This is a genomic window from Pseudomonas sp. LBUM1659, from assembly GCF_059716045.1.
Map to the genome: position 1 here is coordinate 3,308,426 of NZ_CP166797.1, position 20,473 is coordinate 3,328,898.

The 20,473-nt window shown below is 59.3% G+C and carries 19 protein-coding genes and 1 pseudogene; 14 read left to right on the forward strand and 6 right to left on the reverse strand.

The features are described from left to right. Nucleotides 1-2: 2 nt before the first annotated feature. The 6 genes from ACA048_RS14905 to ACA048_RS14930 are packed head-to-tail and all read right to left on the reverse strand — an operon-like array spanning nt 3 to nt 4,263. Nucleotides 3-533: a 3-phenylpropionate/cinnamic acid dioxygenase subunit beta gene (locus tag ACA048_RS14905; RefSeq protein ID WP_497625113.1), complete on the reverse strand. Its 531-nt coding sequence runs from the start codon at nt 531-533 to the stop codon at nt 3-5. Nucleotides 534-544: 11 nt separating this feature from the next. Further along, on the reverse strand, nt 545-1,894 hold the full coding sequence (locus tag ACA048_RS14910; RefSeq protein WP_497625114.1) for an aromatic ring-hydroxylating oxygenase subunit alpha: 1,350 nt from the start codon (nt 1,892-1,894) through the stop codon (nt 545-547). 53 nt (nt 1,895-1,947) lie between these two features. Then, on the reverse strand, nt 1,948-2,289 hold the full coding sequence (locus ACA048_RS14915; RefSeq protein WP_497625115.1) for a non-heme iron oxygenase ferredoxin subunit: 342 nt from the start codon (nt 2,287-2,289) through the stop codon (nt 1,948-1,950). Then, nucleotides 2,286-3,140, reverse strand: coding sequence for a DODA-type extradiol aromatic ring-opening family dioxygenase (locus tag ACA048_RS14920; protein WP_497625116.1), 855 nt, complete (start codon nt 3,138-3,140; stop codon nt 2,286-2,288). The genes ACA048_RS14915 and ACA048_RS14920 overlap by 4 nt, the downstream gene beginning before the upstream one ends. A gap of 4 nt (nt 3,141-3,144) precedes the next feature. Continuing rightward, a complete protein-coding gene (locus ACA048_RS14925; protein WP_497625117.1) occupies nt 3,145-3,441 on the reverse strand; it encodes an extradiol ring-cleavage dioxygenase in 297 nt (98 codons plus the stop codon). 6 nt (nt 3,442-3,447) lie between these two features. Then, a complete protein-coding gene (locus ACA048_RS14930; RefSeq protein ID WP_497625118.1) occupies nt 3,448-4,263 on the reverse strand; it encodes an alpha/beta fold hydrolase in 816 nt (271 codons plus the stop codon). Nucleotides 4,264-4,595: 332 nt separating this feature from the next. Here ACA048_RS14930 and ACA048_RS14935 point away from each other — a divergent pair, with 332 nt between their 5' ends. The 14 genes and pseudogenes from ACA048_RS14935 (at nt 4,596) to mhpT (ending at nt 20,447) form a co-directional block, all read left to right on the forward strand. Beyond that, nucleotides 4,596-5,171 (forward strand): TetR/AcrR family transcriptional regulator, encoded by a 576-nt coding sequence (locus tag ACA048_RS14935; protein WP_497625119.1) that lies wholly within the window; start codon nt 4,596-4,598, stop codon nt 5,169-5,171. Nucleotides 5,172-6,118: 947 nt separating this feature from the next. Further along, nucleotides 6,119-7,249, forward strand: a complete 1,131-nt coding sequence (locus ACA048_RS14940) for a PAS domain-containing protein (RefSeq protein WP_497625120.1) — start codon at nt 6,119-6,121, stop codon at nt 7,247-7,249. Continuing rightward, nucleotides 7,246-8,682, forward strand: coding sequence for a sigma-54 interaction domain-containing protein (locus ACA048_RS14945; protein WP_497625121.1), 1,437 nt, complete (start codon nt 7,246-7,248; stop codon nt 8,680-8,682). The genes ACA048_RS14940 and ACA048_RS14945 overlap by 4 nt, the downstream gene beginning before the upstream one ends. 239 nt (nt 8,683-8,921) lie before the next feature. Then, nucleotides 8,922-9,524, forward strand: coding sequence for a dimethylamine monooxygenase subunit DmmA family protein (locus ACA048_RS14950; RefSeq protein ID WP_497625122.1), 603 nt, complete (start codon nt 8,922-8,924; stop codon nt 9,522-9,524). Further along, complete coding sequence (locus ACA048_RS14955; protein ID WP_497625123.1) at nt 9,521-10,489, forward strand: PDR/VanB family oxidoreductase; 969 nt, start codon at nt 9,521-9,523, stop codon at nt 10,487-10,489. The genes ACA048_RS14950 and ACA048_RS14955 overlap by 4 nt, the downstream gene beginning before the upstream one ends. Before the next feature lie 17 nt (nt 10,490-10,506). Further along, a complete protein-coding gene (locus ACA048_RS14960) occupies nt 10,507-11,547 on the forward strand; it encodes a heme-dependent oxidative N-demethylase family protein (protein ID WP_497625124.1) in 1,041 nt (346 codons plus the stop codon). A gap of 88 nt (nt 11,548-11,635) precedes the next feature. Next, nucleotides 11,636-13,165 carry an APC family permease gene (locus ACA048_RS14965; RefSeq protein ID WP_497625125.1) on the forward strand — a complete coding sequence of 510 codons (1,530 nt, stop codon included), beginning with the start codon at nt 11,636-11,638 and terminating at the stop codon, nt 13,163-13,165. A gap of 53 nt (nt 13,166-13,218) precedes the next feature. Next, nucleotides 13,219-14,472, forward strand: a pseudogene (locus tag ACA048_RS14970) (gamma-aminobutyraldehyde dehydrogenase); the annotation flags it as partial. Nucleotides 14,473-14,525: 53 nt separating this feature from the next. Further along, nucleotides 14,526-15,479, forward strand: coding sequence for a 3-carboxyethylcatechol 2,3-dioxygenase (gene mhpB, locus ACA048_RS14975; protein WP_497625126.1), 954 nt, complete (start codon nt 14,526-14,528; stop codon nt 15,477-15,479). 15 nt (nt 15,480-15,494) lie between these two features. Next, nucleotides 15,495-16,358: an alpha/beta fold hydrolase gene (locus tag ACA048_RS14980; RefSeq protein WP_497625127.1), complete on the forward strand. Its 864-nt coding sequence runs from the start codon at nt 15,495-15,497 to the stop codon at nt 16,356-16,358. A 14-nt stretch (nt 16,359-16,372) separates the two neighbouring features. Beyond that, nucleotides 16,373-17,167, forward strand: coding sequence for a 2-keto-4-pentenoate hydratase (mhpD, locus tag ACA048_RS14985; RefSeq protein WP_497625128.1), 795 nt, complete (start codon nt 16,373-16,375; stop codon nt 17,165-17,167). A gap of 32 nt (nt 17,168-17,199) precedes the next feature. After that, nucleotides 17,200-18,135: an acetaldehyde dehydrogenase (acetylating) gene (locus ACA048_RS14990; protein WP_497625129.1), complete on the forward strand. Its 936-nt coding sequence runs from the start codon at nt 17,200-17,202 to the stop codon at nt 18,133-18,135. Nucleotides 18,136-18,145: 10 nt separating this feature from the next. Then, on the forward strand, nt 18,146-19,156 hold the full coding sequence (gene dmpG, locus ACA048_RS14995; RefSeq protein WP_497625130.1) for a 4-hydroxy-2-oxovalerate aldolase: 1,011 nt from the start codon (nt 18,146-18,148) through the stop codon (nt 19,154-19,156). 85 nt (nt 19,157-19,241) lie between these two features. After that, nucleotides 19,242-20,447, forward strand: coding sequence for a 3-(3-hydroxy-phenyl)propionate transporter MhpT (gene mhpT, locus ACA048_RS15000; RefSeq protein WP_497625131.1), 1,206 nt, complete (start codon nt 19,242-19,244; stop codon nt 20,445-20,447). The last annotated feature ends 26 nt before the right edge of the window (nt 20,448-20,473 follow it).

Genomic DNA, 20,473 nt, shown 5'->3' on the forward strand with positions numbered 1-20,473 from the left:
CCTCAGAGGAAAGTGTTGATGTTCTTACACAACAACATCGCGTTAGGAATGAGTATCTTGCGCTTGAGCAGCTTCAAGCCATCAGCCTCTCGGCGCAGCACATCTTCACGGCGGCCGACCAATTGATGGGACTCGTCCAGGCCACGGCTGCGAATGTTCATGAAGCAGGAAAACGCAATGAACTCGCCCTCCTCTTCACCGGCAAACACCTCGATATTGCTGATCATGTGCACGTTGCGCGTCGGCGGGTTTTCCGCCCACGCCGACGGCTGCTTGAACCGCGCCACGCGACGCTGCAGATCACGCATGCCATCGTCGAAGAAGGCCATGTGTTCCAGCCTGTAGGGGCCAGACTTGTCTTCGCGACGACGGTTTTCGATACCGGGCATCCAATAGTGGATGGTCTCGCTGAGCGACTGCAGCCACTCATCCCAGCACTCGTTGTCGAGCAGGCGCGCCTCACGCAATAGGAAGGCCTCGACGGCGCGTGTATCTTCAAATGCAACGGGTTGTTCCATTGGCAATGCATTCATTTTCGGTCCCCTCAACGCATCTTGCCGTTACGATCTGGTACGTCCGCCCATGTAGGCGATTGCAACAGGTCTTTCCAGCGCTGGTAAAACGCACGGGAGTTGCATTCGTTGAGTTGCCCCTTGAACACGTTACCTGGCAGCTCACTGTTTTCGATCCGCGTGTCCATGCCCAGGCCCACGTACAGATCCTGATAACGCGTGACCATGCCGCGACTGGTCTTGGTGCAATATTCCCAATTCTCGCCATCGTCCATTTCGAACACGCCGGTCGGCGAAAAGGTCATCATTGCGCCGCGGCGCCATTTGTCCTTGATGTCCTGGGGTGCATTTTTGTTAACGATGACCCAGGTAAACAGCTCGATCTTGTGTGGCCCACGCGGTTGCCAGATACGGACGGTATTCTGGCCCGGCAAGAACGAGAAGTTGGGGAACACGGTGAACGAGGAAATCGAACCGATCAGCTTGGAACGGAACTCACCCAGACGCTCCGCCACTTTCGGGCGCAAAACGTGCAAGTATTTGTTGATGTCTTTCTCGCCCAGGGTCGCGGCGTTGCCCACAACATCAGTGGCGAACTCGTAGCCGTGGCCATTCCAGTTCACCGAGTAGGACTCGGGAAGGTCGCCGACATTGGCCACTGGTCCGCCGAGCATGGCCTTGGCCGCGGAGTCGTGTGTCCAACCGCCGTGGAGTATGTCGCCGACGAAGTTTTCAGCCGCGACTTTCCAGTTGCATTCGATGGTGGAACGGATGCAACCACCGAGAAACTCACTGCCACCCTCGTCCATATCGAGCATGACATCCAGGTACCAGGTCATCGGCCCCAGGTATTCTTCAAGTGACGGTGCATCTTCAGCAAAGGTGGCAAACACCAGACCCTTGTAGGTCGCAACCCGTGCTTCGCGCAGGCCATGCTTGGACTTGTCGAAATTGCTTTCCTCGTAGCACTTGGACTCGTGCATACCCAGCAAGCGACCGCCATCGGCGCCGAATGACCAGCCGTGGTAGTTGCAGATGAAGCCTCGCGCATTGCCCGCCTCGGCGAAACAGATCTTGTTGCCGCGGTGTGGGCAGGCATTGAGGAATACCTTCAGCGATGCGTCTTTCTGGCGCACCACCAGGACCTCGTCCTCGCCCATGCTGGTGGCGAGATAGTCACCAGACTTCGGCAATTGCGATTCATGGGCGACGAACAGCCAGCAACGCGCGAAAATCTTCTCGAGCTCTTGCTCGTAAATAGCCTGATCCCAGAACACTTTGCCGGACAGGCGGCCTTCTTCCATGTCGCATACCCGGTCGAGGTTCGGCAGGCTGGGTGTGGACTCAATGGTTCTGAGTGGTATGTGTTTGCAGTTATCCATTGATCTGGACTCACAGGGAATACGGGTGGAAAGACAGGCCTTCGTTTCAGGCGTCAGGCGTCGGCAAGCGCCGCATCACTGGCATGCTCGAGATCGGCAAAGACTTCTTTGTCGGTGACGATGATCCGGTACGTGCGAAGGTGCTTTTCACAGGGAAAAGTCACGGCCTCCCCCGTCCGGATGTCAAACTGCCCCCAATGAACCGGGCAGGTGATCAGGTGATCTTCCAGATCGCCTTCTGCCAGAGAGGCCGTGGCGTGCGTGCACATGTCCGAGGTGGCGTAGAACGTGCCGCCCAGGTTGTACACGCAGATATCTTCGGCAGCGCCATGGCTGACTTTTTTCAACTCGCCCGGCGAAAGCTCATCGCGCTGGCACAGCAATATTCGGCTCATGACTTTTCCTCACCAGTAAACAGTTGCAAGAAACCCAACCCGGTGACCCAGGCAGGCACCGCCTCATACAAAACGACTTCACCCGTCGGGTTGGCTACGGCAGCCATGGCGCAGGCGAAATTGCGAATTTCCATGGCGCCATTGCCGGCGCGACGCAAAATCTCTTCATCCGAATAGGCGCACAACGCTTGCAGATCGCCGTTGACGCCGTGGGCGAGAATCTCCTGGTCGAAGTCTTCGGCAACCCGGCCCATTTCCGCCGTCCCTACCCAGTGGCTGATGCCGCCGCTACCGATAATGACGACGCGCTCGTCGGCATCGAACGACTCCACCGCAGCACGGATCTGGCGACCAAGGTCGGCAGCTCGCTTAAGCGAAATGTAAGGATCCACGCCACAGGCCAGGTACACCGGAATGGTCGGCAACAGCCGGCCGAGAATGTTTTCAGCCGGCTTTACCGTTAGCTGATGTGGAATCGAGAACGAGTGATCCACGGTGAAACTGCGCGCCACCGTCCAGTCGATGCCCTGCCCTTCGCCGTGCGAGACGATATGACCAGCCAGTTTTTCCTGGTTGCGCACCACACCTCGCTCCAGCCCCGGTAAGCGATCCAGTGGGCCATCGACGTCACCCGTACCGATGACATAACGCGGCAGGCACTGGGTCCCAAATAGGATGTAATGATCGCAGCCCACGATAATCACCGAGGTCGGCGCCAACTGCGCCAGGCGCTGGGCACACAGCTCATATGCGCCCCAGACCGCATCACCCTGGGCCTGCGGCGGCGCTTTGGGGGCGACGAACATGACCGGATCATGTGGCATCCAGAAACCGCCTACTATCTTGCCCATCGGTTCACCCCTTGAGTGCGGCAGAGAAAGCCGCGCGTTGTTCATCGGTTGCACCCAGGCGCTGCTTGTACAGCGACATGCTTCGCGAAGGCGCCAACTCCTGCCAGAAGCCCATGGTCAACATCGGATTGACTCCGACCGACTGCAGGGCGGCGACATCGAAGCTCACGACCATCTCGACTTCTTTTTCACTCAATGCGAAACGCCCGAGGAAGCCTTTGGGGTCTTCGCGAAAACGCTCTTTGGAGGCGCGATCAACCGAGAGTTGCCACAGCGCTCGCTCCAGTAGATTTCGGCTCATGTCGGGTCACTCGCTCAGGAAGTCGCGAACCAGCGCCACGAAGCGACGCGGTTGCTCGCTCTGCACCCAGTGGCCGCAGTTGCCGAACAGATGTAAGTCCGCATTCGGCACGCTGTTGGCGATCAGCAATCCGCAAGCTGGCGGCACCACACCATCTTCGCGACCGTGCACGACCAGGGTAGGCGCGACGATCTTGGCCAATGCCGCAGCAGGGAAGCCCTTGACCAGTGTTTCGCCCTCGGCGGCCGGCTTTGGGATGAGTTTGCGCAAGGCTTCCTGCGAACCGCTGCGGGCACTGGCTTCGTACCGGCCCTTGACCAACTCGGGGGTGATCAATGCCTTGTCGTGAGGGAACAACTCCATCAGACGCTGCATGTTTTCCAGCGATGGCTCGTACTCCCAGGCACCGCGTAACCCCGGCGTCTGCACGAATTCACCAGCAGGTGTACCCAGTAGCACCAACTTGTCGACCCGCTCCGGGGCAAACACCGCCAAGCCAATGGCGACCGCACCACCAAAGGAATTGCCGACAAAGGAAGCTTTGCGAATATCCAGCGCATCCATGATGCCGACCAGGTGGCTGACCCACAGCTTGATGTCGTACTTGGCGTCTTCCTGGAACTCGGTGAAACCGAAACCGGCAATGTCCGGCACGATGACCCGCCACTTATCAGAGAAGGCCGACATGCTCCGGGACCAGTTGGTCCATCCAGAAACGCCAGGACCGGAGCCATGGAGCAGAAACAGGGCATCCCCCTGACCCGCTTCGTGATAGTTGGTCTTGTGTCCTGCCGCCAGCAGGGTTTTTCCAATACCGTCCATAAGGCCTCCGTTTGTTTTTATTTGTAAAGATACAGATGTGTATCTGTATGCTAGTGACGACTTACTGACCCGTCAACCCCAAACATACAGACATGTATCGCGGTATTTTCCTAAAGCACAGGCTCTAGAGCGGATTAACAGCACCACCATCAAGATACATTACTGTATCTTTCGGATAGACGGTCAACGTGGAAAGAAGAAGTACTGATACAAGACACAGGTGAATTGCGGCTGCCTGCACAGCCGTCAGACGTTAGAATGGTTTTCCTTGCCTGAGGCGCCCCTGAGCAGCCCCGGCACTCATCCAGTTGGTTGGACAAGGCCCTAGCACAATGTCAACACGCACCAGCCTCACCCGAGAAGATTGGATTCATGCGGCACAGGATGTCCTGGTTACCAGCGGCGTGGATGCCGTTCGGGTCGACACTTTAGCCAAGGAGCTGAAGATCACCCGTGGCAGCTTCTACTACCACTTCAAAAGCCGTGGTGAATTACTCGAAGGCATTCTCAGCAACTGGCGTTCCCGAGCAACCGAGGACGTCATCCTTCAACTGCGGACTGCACACACATCACCGCTGGAGCAATTGCAACGTCTGCTGGAGCTGCCCTCCCATGGCCAGACAGCTCGCGACGCCGCCGCCATTGAATTGGGCATTCGCGCCTGGGCTCGCAGGGACAGCAAAGCCCGACAAGCCATCGACGAAGTCGACCGCCACCGCCTGAACTACATAGAAGGCCTGCTGATACAGGCTGATGTGACGCAGAGCGAAGCGCGAGATCGCGCCTATCTGATTTATGCCTATCAAATCAGCTTGTCACTGCTGCACAGCGAAGACACGGCGCAAGACCGCAAGGATCGCAACGCTCGCATGGTGCACATTCTGATTCCTGACCCACTACTTGTGTGACATGCACAGTAGATGCTGACCAACCATGGAGCGGTGAAACGACAGGCGGCAGAAGCGGTGAATGGTCTGACTAATAGCCGTGGCATTAGAATGCATTCAGCTTTCTAGATTCCCCCAGTGACACGAGCGGCTCCCTCCAAGTGGGAACTGCTTCTAAAAGCCATTTCTTACTGCACCTCCACCCAGTTGTTGCCGATGGGAAGCACCGTCAGCTCTATCCAGCGTTTGAGGGTCAGTAATCCAAAGCCTTGACGATGGCCGCGCCCTCAGATTTGAGCTGTGTTGAGCGATCATCCAGGTAAAACATTCCCTGACTGAGCCTGGATGTCGGGCGTTTTACCCATGGGCTCACAGTTCACTTCACGTCGCGATGGCAAAGACTTGACCAGTGCCAATGTTGTCGGTGGTCGATATCGCTTCAAGGACAGTGTCAATGTTGGTCTGTACTACTCAAACGTGGCTGAAAGCTTGGAAGCACGATGCACACACTGACCGCTGCCTTTCAGAAAAGCACTGGCGAAACCGGCTATGCCTATGGCGTGGATGGAGGAAGCGCGATTTGGTTGGCCAACTCCGTGCAGTAGTCTGCCTTTTGGGAACCTGACTCACACTACATTCGTAATGCCCACCTGATTCTGAACGGTCGGATAGTCATTGCGAGTAAAGCGACAGCCTGTTTCATGCCCCTTTTGGGGTAACACACGCCAGCCGCCGATTATCTCATCCAAGGGCCGTGGACTTATGGGAACTCATAAATAGAACTAAGCTGAGACTGAAGGTGCTGCAAAAATGCGCACTCCAATGCAATATCACAGCGATCACTCACTCGCACGCCCCTGAACATCAATCTCTATCAGCTATTTTTGTTGGCATGCGATATGCCCTTGCTCTAATTGCCTGAGTGTTTTCTATCAGGTACTCACAAGCCAAATCGAGCCGATCAATCGATGGATACCCTGAATTTACTCGTCAACAAAGTCCAGCCCCTTTCAAGCACGTTGAGCGCTGACGGGCATCTCGTCAGTCTGTCTGCCAGACTGAGCGATCAATTGGGTTACGCGCCAGAGGAATTGCTGAATCAGCCGATTGAACGCATCTACAGTGTCGAGTCGGTGCGTGCCTTGCAATTGATGTTCGCCAACCCTCCTGCCGATGAACAAGTCCATAGCCTGGAGCTGACCCTGATTCGCCACAACGGCGGTCTACTGCATGTGGTCGCCTGCGGCCTGCTGGAATGGCGCTCGGTTCAACCGGCGCGCCTGCACCTGCTGAAGATTCCGTTGGGATCGCTGGGCCATCGGCTGCGGGAAATGCACAGCGCCAATGACGTGATGAGCCAGATGCTGCAGAGCGCCAAGGTTGCCTATTGGTGCATCGAATTCGCCGAGGCGGTGGACATCAACACGTCGCCGGATGAAATCGTCCGCCAGGTATTCGAAAACGACTCCCACTGGCGAATGTGCAATCGGGCGATGGCCGACGTCTATGAAATGCCGTCCGATGTCGATTTCAGTCAGCAACCGGTTCGTCTTTACTGGCCTCGCAGCCCGGCCAACGAGGAGTTCGTGCGGCGCTTGATCGAAGCCGGTTTCAGCGTCGACTGCGCGCTCTCGGTGGACCGCCGTCACGATGGCTCACCGGCCTACGTCGAGAACGATGTCCGCGCGACCATCGTCAACGGACATCTGCTGCGGATGTGGGGCAGCATTCGCGACGTCAGCCAGGAGTTGCGTATGCAGCACGACGCCGAACAGCGCATCGACGCGTTGCGCCGAGTCTTTGACGCGGTGCCGGATGCGGTGCTAGTGATCGACGAACATCTGCAGCCACAATGGCGCAACGCAGCCTTCGAAGCGACCTTTGGCATTACCCATGGCACCGGTATCGCTCGACTTCTGCAGGATAACAACATGCCCGAGCGCATCTGGCACAGCCTGCCACTGCCTGATTTGAGCGGGCGGGACTTGAATTTCAATGTGCATTGTTCGCGCATCCTGATTCGCGAAGGCGTAGCTTGGCGGGTCGCAGTATTTCGTGAAAGTCAGGGCGCACGCCGTGCGCAAGAGTTGCACCCATGAAAGACAAGAACCTGCCACCCACGCTGCAGATGGGTATGCGCTCTTCAGTTAATGTCAGCAGCGAGATTCTCGGTGCGTTGCTGGAAACCCCCTCGCTCCACGCCTTGCTCGACAGCTTCGGCGAAGCCCTGATCGTGACGGACGGTGAAGGCCGGGTGCGCTTTCTCAACTTGGCCGCCGAGCGGGTTAATCGACTGTCCAAACAGCAAGCCGTCGGGCTGTCCGACAACGAGTTTTACCAACACTCGGCCTTGAATTACGACGACTTGATCGCGGCGCTGAATCGAGGCGGCAACAGTGCATTGACTCGCTCACGGGAAGGTCGCGTTCTACTAAGCAGCACCCAAGCCATCCCCACTGGAGCCTACGAAAAACCGTTCAGGATGTTGACTCAGAAAGACTTCGACGGCAGTCAGCCGCAGCGTCGAGCGTCGCTAGGCAACCGGCCCGTGGACCCCCAAGGTCTGCGCGACCCTCAGGACAGCGCCCTGCATCTGTCGCCGCAGCTATCGGGCATCGCCGACACTGGCGTGCGCGCCTTTCGACGTCGTGCACGGCTGTTACTGCTTGGCGAGCCCGGCGTCGGCAAGACCGCCATCGCGCGGCATATCCACCGTGCGGCCGGCTGGGGTGATCGCCCTTTTATTCACGTTAACTGCGGAAGTATTCCGGAGAGTTTGTTCGAGTCGGAGATGTTCGGCTACGAGCGTGGCGCCTTTACCGGAGCCCTGCAGGGCGGCAAACAAGGCTATATAGAGGCTGCATCGGGCGGGACCTTGTTCCTCGATGAGATCGGCGAAATCCCCCTGCATGTCCAGGCCAAACTGCTGAAATTCCTTGAGGACAGTACGATCCAGTCGGTTGGTTCGCCCCTGAGTAAAACGGTACAGGTACAAGTCATTGCGGCCACCAACAAGGACCTCCGCCATCTGGTGAGCATTGGTGAGTTTCGCGCCGATCTCTACTATCGCCTGGCCGTCCTGCCGGTAGAAATACCACCGCTGCGCCAGCACCGGGATGACTTGCCATTTCTTATCGACATTCTGTTGAGCCGCATCAACGGTGATCGCGAGCCCTCACTGAGCCTGTCTGCAGGATGCCGACAGCGGCTGATGAGCTATGACTTTCCGGGCAATATCCGCGAACTGGTGAACATCTTTGAACGGCTGGCGGTTCTCGCCGAAGATGAAGCGCAAGAGCATCATCTGCCGGCCGAATTGCTCGAGCCGATGCGCCCTCAGGAACCTTTGAAACCCCGCGCTGCGGACGACGAACCAGAGGACAATCCAGAGCGAAACCTCAAGCTTCAGGTCCAGCATTTCGAACGCCAAGTCATCCTCAGGGCCGTGCACCTGTGCGGCAGCAAGCGCAAAGCTGCACAGCACTTGGGTATCGACATAGGTACGCTGATCCGCAAGCTCCAACGCGACTGAATCCCCTGGACACAGGGGTGTGTCCAACTCCCTTCCTTTTCGCATAAAGCGCTGTAAAAACGCATACAACCGTAGTCATCCTTGCCTACATACAACACCAAGAACCAAATAAAAAGCCCGTAAAATCAATTAGGTATATATCTGGCACGACCTATGCTCCTGCTATCTGCACCCCATCATCGGGCTTTGCATCAGGGTCGGCTTCTAAGCCGAGCCGGTAGCCAGGAGGAAAAATAAAAATGTTGATCACCGGGATCAAAAGCCGACCGGTCTATGACCAGTTGCAACCGCTGCCGGGAGGCATCAGGCACATCATTGCCGGGCAAGGGAGCGGTGGTCGCGCCATGTTGCGTTTGTTGGATGATATGGCAGGACTGGAAAGACCGATCACCTTGCTGTACTCCCAGGAGTCGTTTTCCGGCCAGGACTTCCTGACCCAATTGCAGCAACACCCTCAACACCCAATACAGGTGCATGCCTCAAACCAAGCGCTGATCGACGAGCTCAAGAGCCTGCTCGGAAAAGCGCACATGGGCACCCGACTTTACCTCGCCGGATCCGAAAGCTTTCTCGGCACGGCCATGCAAGTGGCGACGCATTTCGACCTTAACCGCGACGAAGTGCTGCGCGAGCACTCCGGAACGTTGGTCCGCAGGGTCTGGTGCGTGCACTGCGACAACTATACCGAAAATGTCACCCATCGCGTCTACGACTGTCCCGGTTGCGGTCTGACGCTGGTGGTGCGCGATCACTATTCCCGGCGACTGGCAGCCTTTCAGGCGGTCAAGGCCGATGCCGAAATCCCGGGTGAATTGCCACAAGCCGAGGAGCTCGACACATGAGCCAGAACAATGGGACGTTGAATCTGCGTGTGGCCCGAATCGAAACGGTCACCCCGGAAATCAAACGCTACACCCTGGTGTCGCCAACTGGCGCTCATCTTCCCGCCTTTTCCGGTGGCAGCCATGTCGTGGTGCTGATTGGTACTAAAAACAACACACTGCGCAATCCTTACTCGCTGATGAGTTCACCGTACGACACCAGCAGTTATCAGATAGCCGTGCGCCGAGTACAAAGCGGTCGCGGCGGCTCGGTATCGCTGCATGATGACGTTGTTGAAGGTGATTTGATCGAAGTCTCGCCACCGGCAAACCTGTTTCCGATCATCAAGCAAGCGCGCCTGCATTTGTTCATCGCCGGGGGGGTCGGCATCACGCCGGTTATTTCGCAACTGGAAGAACTTCGCGTGAGCAAGGTGCCTTTTGAACTGCACTACGCAGTGCGCGGTGAAGAGCATGCACAGCTCGGCAAAGAGCTGCAGGCCACTTACGGCGAGCAGATTCATCTGTACCGCAAGGGAATCGAATCGCGCATGGAGATTGGCGGGATCCTCGCCCAACGCCCGCTGGGCAGCCACGTTTATGTGTGTGGTCCGGACAGCATGATCGACGCCACCCTGGCCTGTGCCCGCGACCTGGGCTGGACCGACAGCCACGTCCACTTCGAGCGCTTTCTTGAACAAAGCAGCGGAGGCGAAGCCTTCAGTTTCACCCTCGGCCGCAGCGGCGCAACCATCGACGTTTCGCCAGACCAGACCATGCTCGAAGCGGTAGAGGCCGCCGGTTACAGCATGCCTTACCTGTGTCGTGGCGGCGCCTGTGGCCACTGCGAAACCGAGGTGCTGGAGCTCGACGGCGAGCTGCTGCACACCGATGACTGGCTGTCCGACGAAGACAAAGCCAGCCGCAAGAAAATCATGCCCTGCGTATCCCGTGCCAAGTGCAATCGCTTGGTCATCGACCTCTGATCGACGGAGACATAACAATGAATATCAAATTCAATCCCGACGAAACCTACCGCGACGACTACACCTTCGCCAACAGCCCGGAAACTATCGCCCGCGCGCCCTTCCCGTTCCCCGATGACGACTACATGTACTCGATGAACCTCGAGCCGCATGTTTCGGTAGGCGACGGCGCATTCCGTGCGGCGTTCGATATCGACGAGCACTACATCAGCGAATGCCGCGATCGCGCCATCACCCTGGAGAAAGATCCGGGTATGCACTACGTTTCGGCGCCGCACATGATGGATGCGCAATGGGATTTGCTGGAACTGATCATGGAGTCCTACGCCCGGGACTATCCGCAGTACTTCAGCCTGGCGCGGGAAGGTCGGCAGTGGCATTGGACCAACCGTCTGCTGGACATCGACGACCACTTTACCTTCGGCGATCCGACCACCCTGCCCTATGAGCCTATGGAATACGTGACACGTCAGGCGCAGGGCGATTGGGTGCTGCAAGAGGAACGTGACGGCACGCTGTATTGGGGGGCCGGGATCGCTACCCAGCGCGCCGATTATTCCTTGCGTTTCAACCTCGGCATGAGCTGGGAAGAGTTCCACGGGCCGGTGCCGCTGGTGAAAGAAATCGGCATGCTCGATCGCGCCTTGAAGTTTCTGCTGCGCCTGCGCACCGGCCACCCGGTGCGCCGTCTGAACTGGTCACTGACCGTCAACCCGCGCCTCGAAGTCTCGGCTGAAAGCCTGCCGGAATGGGCACCGGACCGCACCATCGTGACCGCGGAAAACGCTGGCAAGCTGGTCTACCTGCGTATCGAGTTGCAGCCGCTACATCGCCTGCCGCGCAGTAACGCCATTGTTTTTCCGATTCGCACCTACCTGCTCAGCCTCGAAGACATTGCCACCAACCCGGCGTGGGCCCGACGCATGCATCGGGTCCTGCGAGATTTGAACCAACAACTGGTCGACTACAAGGGCTTCAGTCGCTATCGCGATGCCGCCGTCGAATGGCTCTCGAAGTACGACGATGGCCGCGACAGCGAAATGAAAAAACAGGCTTAAGCCTGCCGTTCACTAAAACAAGAAACTCGAATAGGTGGGACTACCTGCCTGTACTGCAAACAACTGCCATTGATAATGAGGAAATAAAATGAGTGGCTTACCCAACGCGCGTGCAAGCGTCGCCGATCAGGATGCGGAACAACTCCGTGCCCTCGGCTACAGTTCGGATTTCAATCGAAGCATGAGTCTTTGGGAAAACTTTTCCCTGGGCTTCACCTATCTGTCGCCGGTCGTCGGCGTCTACACCTTGTTCGGTTTGTGCCTGGCCGCGGGCGGCCCGCCGATGTTCTGGTCGTACCTGCTGATTGGCGCCGGTCAATTGCTGGTGTGCCTGATCTTTGGTGAAATTGTTTCGCAGTTCCCGATTTCCGGCGGCGTCTACCCTTGGGCCCGCCGTTTGGTAGGCAAGCGCTGGGCGTGGATGGTCGGCTGGGTCTACGCGTGGGCCTTGTGCGCAACCATCGCCGGAGTGGCGGTCGGTGCCGGCCCCTATCTGGCGATTATGCTGGGCTTCAATCCCGGTCCTGAAGCCAATATCTATATTGCCCTGTCGATCATCCTGCTCTCGACCTGCCTGAATTTGGTGGGCACCAAACTATTGGCACGAGTCGCCATGTTCGGCTTTCTCTGTGAGCTGGTCGGGGCGATTCTCGTTGGCGGCTACCTGCTGATCTTCGAGCGTCACCAGCCATTTAGCGTGCTGTTTGACACCTTCAACCTTGGGGTCAACGGCTCGTACTTGCCGGCGTTCCTCGCGGCATCCCTGGCGGGTCTGTTCCAGTACTACGGCTTCGAGGCCTGCGGCGATGTTGCTGAAGAAACCCCGAACCCCGGCAAACGCATCCCTAAAGCTATGCGCATGACAATCTATATCGGCGGTGCCGCAGCGATGTTCGCCTGCCTGGCGCTGATTCTTTCGGTGCCTGACATGGCCAAGGTGCTGGCCGGTGAGGACACCGATCCGGTGGCTACTATCCTGACTAGCGCCTTTGGCCCGGTCGGATCGCGGCTGGTTATGGCGGTAGTCATGGTGTCCTTCATCTCCTGCGTCTTGAGCCTGCAGGCTGCGGCCAGCCGTCTGTTGTTCGCTTATGCCCGTGACGAAATGATCATCGGTAGCTCGCTGCTCAAACGACTATCGGGCAACCACGTGCCATCGTTCGCGTTGCTGATCAGCGGAGTGGTGCCCGCAGCGATTGTCTGCCTGGGAATGTTCATGGCCGATGCCGTGGCGACCATCGTCGGTTTTGCGGCGATTGGTATCTACGTCGCGTTCCAGTTGATCGTTGTCGCAGCATTGATCGCTCGGGCCAAAGGTTGGCGCCCGAATGGCCAATTCACTCTCGGCGCCTGGGGCCTTTGGGTGAACCTGGCAGCCCTGGTGTATGGCGTATGCGCCATCGTCAACATGGTCTGGCCGCGCTCCCCGGATGCACCGTGGTACATCAACTACTCGATGATCCTTACCACTCTGGTAGTGATGGGCGCAGGCCTGATTTACATGCTGCTCGGCAAGCCTTACGACAAAGGCACTGCCCCCGCGGGCGATGCCTGGAAATTCTCCAAGCCGCTTGCCAAACCCGCTGATATTTCCGGCGTGTCGGTACAACAGCGCTGACAAAGGACTGGGGAAGTCCACTTCCCCGGCCTATAAAAAATTGAGGAAAAGTTATGCAAATCAAACTGCTGATCAACGGCCAACTGATCGACGGGGAAGGCCCCGCCCAACCGGTGTTCAACCCGGCCCTCGGTCGTGTGTTGGTGGAAATCAACGAAGCCTCTGAAGCCCAGGTCGACGCCGCCGTACGCGCTGCCGATGCCGAGTTCGACAGCTGGTCGCAAACCCCGCCGAAAGAGCGCTCGCTGCTGCTGCTCAAACTCGCCGACGCCATCGAAGCCCACGGCGAAGAGTTGGCCAAACTGGAATCGGACAACTGCGGCAAACCCTACAGCGCCGCGCTGAACGACGAGATCCCGGCGATTGCCGACGTGTTCCGTTTCTTCGCCGGCGCCAGCCGTTGCATGAGCGGTTCGGCCGGTGGTGAATACCTGCCGGGCCACACCTCGATGATCCGCCGTGACCCGGTCGGTGTAATCGCCTCCATCGCGCCGTGGAACTACCCGCTGATGATGGTCGCCTGGAAAATCGCTCCGGCCCTGGCCGCCGGTAATACCGTGGTGCTCAAGCCGTCGGAACAAACCCCGCTGACCGCCCTGCGTCTGGCGGAACTGGCGTCGGAAATCTTCCCGGCCGGCGTACTCAACCTGGTGTTTGGTCGTGGTCCTAGCGTGGGCAGCCCTTTGGTCACCCACCCGAAAGTACGCATGGTGTCGCTGACCGGTTCGATTGCCACGGGCTCAAACATCATTTCCAGCACCGCCGACAGCGTCAAACGCATGCACATGGAACTGGGTGGCAAAGCCCCGGTGATCATCTTCGACGACGCCGACATCGACGCCGCCGTGGAAGGCATCCGCACCTTCGGTTTCTACAACGCCGGCCAGGATTGCACCGCCGCGTGCCGCATCTATGCACAGGCTGATATCTACGAAAAATTCGTCGAGAAACTCGGCGAGGCGGTCAGCAGCATCAAGTACGGCTTGCAGGATGATCCGTCGACCGAACTCGGCCCACTGATCACCGCGCAACACCGCGACCGCGTTGCCAGTTTTGTCGAGCGCGCCATCGCGCAACCACACATTCGCTTGATCACCGGCGGAAAGGCTGTGGACGGCAACGGTTTCTTCTTCGAACCGACCGTGTTGGCCGACGCCCGGCAGGACGACGAAATCGTCCGCCGCGAAGTGTTCGGGCCTGTGGTGTCGGTGACCCAGTTCACTGATGAAGCGCAGGTGTTGGGCTGGGCGAACGATTCAGACTACGGTCTGGCATCGTCGGTCTGGACCGCGGATGTCGGTCGCGCCCAAGGCCCTGCCACAACCGGCCGCGACGATTGTCGCCAGCAAGGTGGCTTGAGATGAGCGCATATCTGCATTGCATGTCGCATACGCCATTGGTGGGTTATGTCGACCCGACACCTGAGGTGCTGGCCGAGGTCGACGGGATGATAGCCGAGGCCCGCGAACGCATCGGCCGCTTCGATCCGGAGCTCATCGTGCTGTTCGGCCCCGACCACTACAACGGCTTTTTCTACGACGTGATGCCGGCCTTCTGCATCGGCATGGCCGCTGATGCCATCGGTGATTTCGGCACCGCTGCCGGCGCGCTGGACGTGCCCAAGGCACTGGCCGAAGCCTGCGCTCAAAGCGTACTGGATGCTGGCGTCGACGCCGCCGTGTCCTACCGCATGCAGGTCGATCATGCGTTTGCCCAACCTTTGGAATTGCTGCTGGGCGGTTTGCAAGGCTGCCCGGTGATTCCAGTGTTCATCAATTCGGTCGCCGTGCCCTTGCCCGGCTTCAGGCGTGCACGCCTGCTCGGTGAAGCCATCGGTCAGTGGGCATTGACGCTGAACAAACGTGTGCTGTTTCTGGCTTCCGGTGGCTTGTCCCACCAACCTCCTGTTCCGGAATTGGCCAAGGTCGACGCGCGCATGGCCGATCGCCTGATGGGCAGTGGCCGCAATTTACCTGCCGATGAACGCCAGGCACGGCAGCAACGGGTCATTCAGGCAGCGCGGGCCTTCGTCGAAGATCAGAACAGCTTGCACCCGCTCAACCCGACGTGGGACCGGGAATTTCTCGACACCCTTGAACAGGGCCGGATGAGCGACCTCGATACGCTGGGCGATGACGAGCTGTCGGCATTAGCCGGCAAGTCCACCCACGAAGTGAAAACCTGGGTCGCCGCTTTCGCTGCACTGTCCGCCTTCGGCCCTTACCAGACCGAAGGCCGCTACTACCGCCCGATTCCCGAGTGGATCGCAGGCTTCGCTGCTCTTGGCGCCCAGCCGCTGAACAACAACCACTGAATCCAAGGAACTGCCATGACTGCCACTGCATTCACCGAAGCTTCCACCAGCCGCTTTGTACGTATCAAGGAAGGCGAACTGGACCTGCAACTGCATTACAACGACGTCGGCCAGGGTGCAGAAACCGTGGTCATGCTCCACGGTTCCGGCCCTGGTGCCAGCGGCTGGGCCAACTTCAACCGCAACATCGAACCGCTGGTGTCTGCCGGTTACCGCGTGATCCTGATGGACTGCCCGGGCTGGAGCAAAAGTGACCCGATCGTTTGCAGCGGATCGCGTTCGGACCTCAATGCCAAGGCCCTCAAGGGGCTGGTCGACGCGCTGGACCTAGACCGCGTGCACATCATCGGCAACTCCATGGGCGGCCACAGCACAGTGGCCTTCGCCCTCGCCTACCCGGAGCGTATCGGCAAACTGGTGCTGATGGGTGGCGGCACCGGCGGCCCGAGCGCCTTCGTGCCACAGCCTACCGAAGGAATCAAGTTGATCGGCGCGCTGTACCGCGAGCCGACCATCGAGAACCTGAAGAAGATGATGAACGTCTTCGTTTTCGACGCCAGCAGCATGACCGATGAACTGTTTCAGACCCGTTTGGACAACATCCTCGCGCGCCGCGATCACTTGGAAAACTTCGTCAAGAGCAGCACCCTCAACCCCAAGCAGTTCCCGGATTTCAGCCACCGCCTGCACGAAATCAAGGCCCGGACCCTGATCGTCTGGGGGCGCGAAGACCGCTTCGTGCCCATGGACACCGGACTGCGTCTGCTGGCTGGCCTGCCGGACGCACAACTTCACGTATTCAACCGCTGCGGCCATTGGGCTCAGTGGGAACACGCCGAGACTTACAACCGCATGGTCCTGGACTTCCTGACCCACTGATGACCGAGGCCGACATGACTCCTATTCAAGACACGCTGGTACAGCTCGCCTCTGACCTGCGCCGGGCCGAAGCCCGCAAAGAAGCCATTGCGCCATTGCGTGAGCAGATCGGCGAAGACAATGCCGAAGCCGCCTACACCATCCAGCGCATCAACGTCGCCCACGGCGTGGCCAGCGGCCGACGCGTGGTCGGTCGCAAGATCGGCCTGACCAACCCCAAGGTGCAACAACAGCTGGGCGTCGATCAGCCGGACTTCGGCACGCTGTTCGCCGACATGTGCTACGGCGATAACGAAGCCGTGCCCGTGAGCCGTGTGCTGCAACCGAAGATCGAGGCCGAAATTGCGCTGATCCTCGAACGCGACCTGCCCCGTGCTGACACGACGTTTGCCGACGTTATGGCGGCGGTGGGTGCGGTGGTGCCGGCACTGGAAATCGTCGGCAGTCGCGTGCAGAGCTGGAACATCCGCTTCGTCGATACCGTGGCGGACAACGCCTCCAGTGGCTGCTTCGTGCTCGGTGGCCCGAGCCGCCCGCTCGATGGCCTGGACCTGCGCCAAGCCGCGATGCGCATGACCCGCAACGGAGAGGAAGTGTCCACCGGCAGCGGCGCCGAATGCCTTGGCCATCCGCTCAATGCCGCCGTGTGGCTAGCCCGCACCATGGCGCGCCTGGGCGATCCGCTGCGGGCTGGCGACATCATTTTGACCGGTGCCCTCGGGCCAATGGTGGCGGTCGCCGGCGGTGACCGGTTCGAGGCCGAGATCGAAGGCATCGGTCGTGTCGGTGTTCAGTTCAGCGCCGAGTGATCGGCGACTTGCATGCAAATGAGGCAACAACAATGAACAAACTCAAAGTCGCCATCGTTGGCTCCGGCAACATCGGCACCGACCTGATGATCAAGATCCTGCGTAACGCCAAGCACCTGGAAATGGCGGTCATGGTCGGTATCGACCCGGCCTCCGACGGTCTGGCCCGCGCCCAGCGTATGGGCGTAGCAGTCACCCATGAAGGCGTTGAAGGCCTGACACGCATGGACGTGTTCAAGGACATCGACTTCGTCTTTGATGCGACCTCGGCCGGCGCCCATGTGAAGAACGATGCATTCCTGCGCTCGATCAAACCCGGCATCCGCCTGATCGACCTGACGCCGGCGGCCATCGGCCCGTACTGCGTGCCGGTGGTGAACCTGGAACAGAACCTCGCGCAGCTCAACGTCAACATGGTCACCTGCGGTGGCCAGGCGACCATCCCGATGGTCGCGGCGGTATCCCGAGTGGCCAAGGTGCATTACGCCGAAATCGTCGCCTCGATTGCCAGTAAATCTGCGGGCCCAGGCACCCGCGCCAACATCGACGAATTCACCGAAACAACTTCCAAGGCCATTGAAGTCATCGGCGGTGCGACCAAGGGCAAGGCGATCATCGTGATGAACCCGGCCGAGCCGCCGCTGATGATGCGCGACACAGTGTTTGTGCTGTCCGAAGCGGCCGATAAGGCCGAAATCGAGGCGTCGATTGTCGAAATGGCAGTCGCCGTACAGGCCTATGTGCCAGGTTATCGCCTGAAACAACACGTGCAGTTCGACGTCATCCCTGAAGACGCCCCGTTGAACATTCCGGGCCTGGGAAAATTCTCCGGCCTGAAGACCTCGGTGTTCCTCGAAGTCGAAGGCGCCGCCCATTACCTGCCGGCCTACGCCGGCAATCTCGACATCATGACCTCCGCTGCCTTGGCCACCGCCGAGCGCATGGCGCAGTCGATGCTGAAGGCCTGAGGAGAATTTCATGAACGGCAAAAAAATCTACATCTCCGACGTGACCCTGCGCGACGGCAGTCACGCGGTGCGTCACCAGTATTCGCTGCAGAACGTGCAGGATATCGCCCGCGCCCTGGACAACGCCAGGGTCGACTCGATCGAAGTCGCCCATGGCGATGGCCTGCAAGGATCGAGCTTCAACTACGGCTTTGCGGCGCACACCGATCTGGAATGGATCGAAGCCGCCGCCGACGTCATCAGCCACGCCAAGATCACCACCCTGTTGTTGCCTGGCATCGGCACGGTGCATGACCTCAAAGCGGCCTACAACGCCGGAGCGCGCGTGGTGCGCATCGCCACCCATTGCACCGAAGCGGACGTGTCGAAACAGCACATCGAATACGCCCGCGAACTGGGCATGGACACCGTCGGCTTCCTGATGATGAGCCACATGATGCCGGCCGAGCAATTGGCCGCACAAGCGAAGCTGATGGAGAGCTACGGCGCGACGTGCGTGTACATGGCCGACTCCGGTGGTGCGATGAACATGCAGGACATCCGTGACCGTTTCCGTGCGTTCAAGGCTGTGCTGAAACCGGAAACCGAGACCGGCATGCACGCGCACCACAACCTGTCGCTCGGCGTGGCCAACTCGATCACCGCCGTCGAGGAAGGTTGCGACCGCATCGACGCCAGCCTCGCCGGCATGGGCGCCGGGGCCGGTAACGCGCCGCTGGAAGTGTTCATCGCCGCCGCCGAGCGTCTGGGCTGGAACCACGGCACTGACCTGTACACGCTGATGGACGCCGCTGATGACATCGTTCGTCCGCTGCAGGATCGCCCGGTGCGAGTCGACCGCGAAACCCTGGCGCTGGGCTATGCCGGCGTTTATTCGAGCTTCCTGCGCCACGCCGAAATCGCCGCCACCAAGTACGGCCTCAAGACCCTCGACATACTCGTCGAACTGGGCAAGCGGCGCATGGTGGGCGGTCAGGAAGACATGATCGTCGACGTCGCGCTGGACCTGCTCAAGCGCTGATAGCGAGCACCACACCGATTGATCGCCCACGCAGCGGTCAGTCGGTCTTGATTTGCCCAATACAACAATAAAACGGGTATTGCCCATGACATCGCTGAATCTGACTACACCTGTGCACCTGACACGGACCATCGGTCTGTGTTTTCTCGTTGCCCTGATGGAAGGCCTTGACCTGCAAGCCTCGGGGATCGCCGCACAAGGCATGGCGGCGGCTTTTCAACTGGATAAGCTACACATGGGCTGGGTCTTCAGTATCGGGATTTTCGGTCTGCTGCCCGGTGCCTTCCTCGGTGGCTTACTGGCTGACCGCATCGGCCGCAAACGCGTGCTGATGGGCTCGGTCGCCCTTTTCGGGTTGTTCTCTTTGGTCACTGCCATGGCCTGGGACTTCAACAGTTTGCTGATAGCCCGTTGCCTGACGGGCGTAGGCCTGGGCGCTGCCTTGCCCAACCTGATCGCCCTAACCAGCGAAGTGGCTAGCCCACGCTTGCGTGGCATGGCAGTCAGCCTGATGTATTGCGGAGTGCCGCTGGGCGCCGCACTGGCGGCCAGCATTGGCATCGCCGAGCTGGGCGGTGGCTGGCAGGTGGTGTTCTATGTAGGCGGTCTGGTGCCGCTGTTGATCGTGCCGCTGCTGGGACTTTATCTGCCGGAGTCGGCGCAGTTTCGCGGCATCAAGGAAACGGCACCGGTCGGTGTGGTCCAGGGACTGTTCCGCCAAGGAGCAGCGCTGCCGACCGTCATGATCTGGGTCAGTTACTTCTTTACCCTGATGGTCGTTTACATCCTGATCAACTGGCTGCCCAGCCTATTGGTCGGCCAGGGTTTCAGCGGGCGCGAGGCCAGTTGGGTGATGCTGGCGCTGCAGTTTGGTGCGGCGAGCGGCACCTTGCTGCTGGGCTGGGTGATGGACCGGCTGCCTGCCTGGGCGCTGTCCGCGCTGATCTACGTCGGCATCCTTGCGTCTTTGACCGCCCTGGGTCTGGCCAGTCAGTGGCAAAGCATGCTGGTGGCCGGTTTCGTCGCCGGTTTCTTCGCCACTGGCGGGCAATGTGTGCTGTATGCACTGGCACCGCATTTTTATCGCCCGTCCATTCGGGCCACCGGTGTCGGCAGCGCGGTCGCCATCGGCCGACTCGGCGCAATGAGCGGCCCATTGGTGGCCGGCAAGATGCTTGCGCTGGGCACCGGCACGGCTGGCGTGATGATGGCCTCGGCACCGGGGATTGTCATCGCGGCGCTGGCGATGTTTTACCTGTCGGTACGACGAAAGGGCTCACAAGCCAACTGACTTTGTATCCGTAATACCCCCGCGCC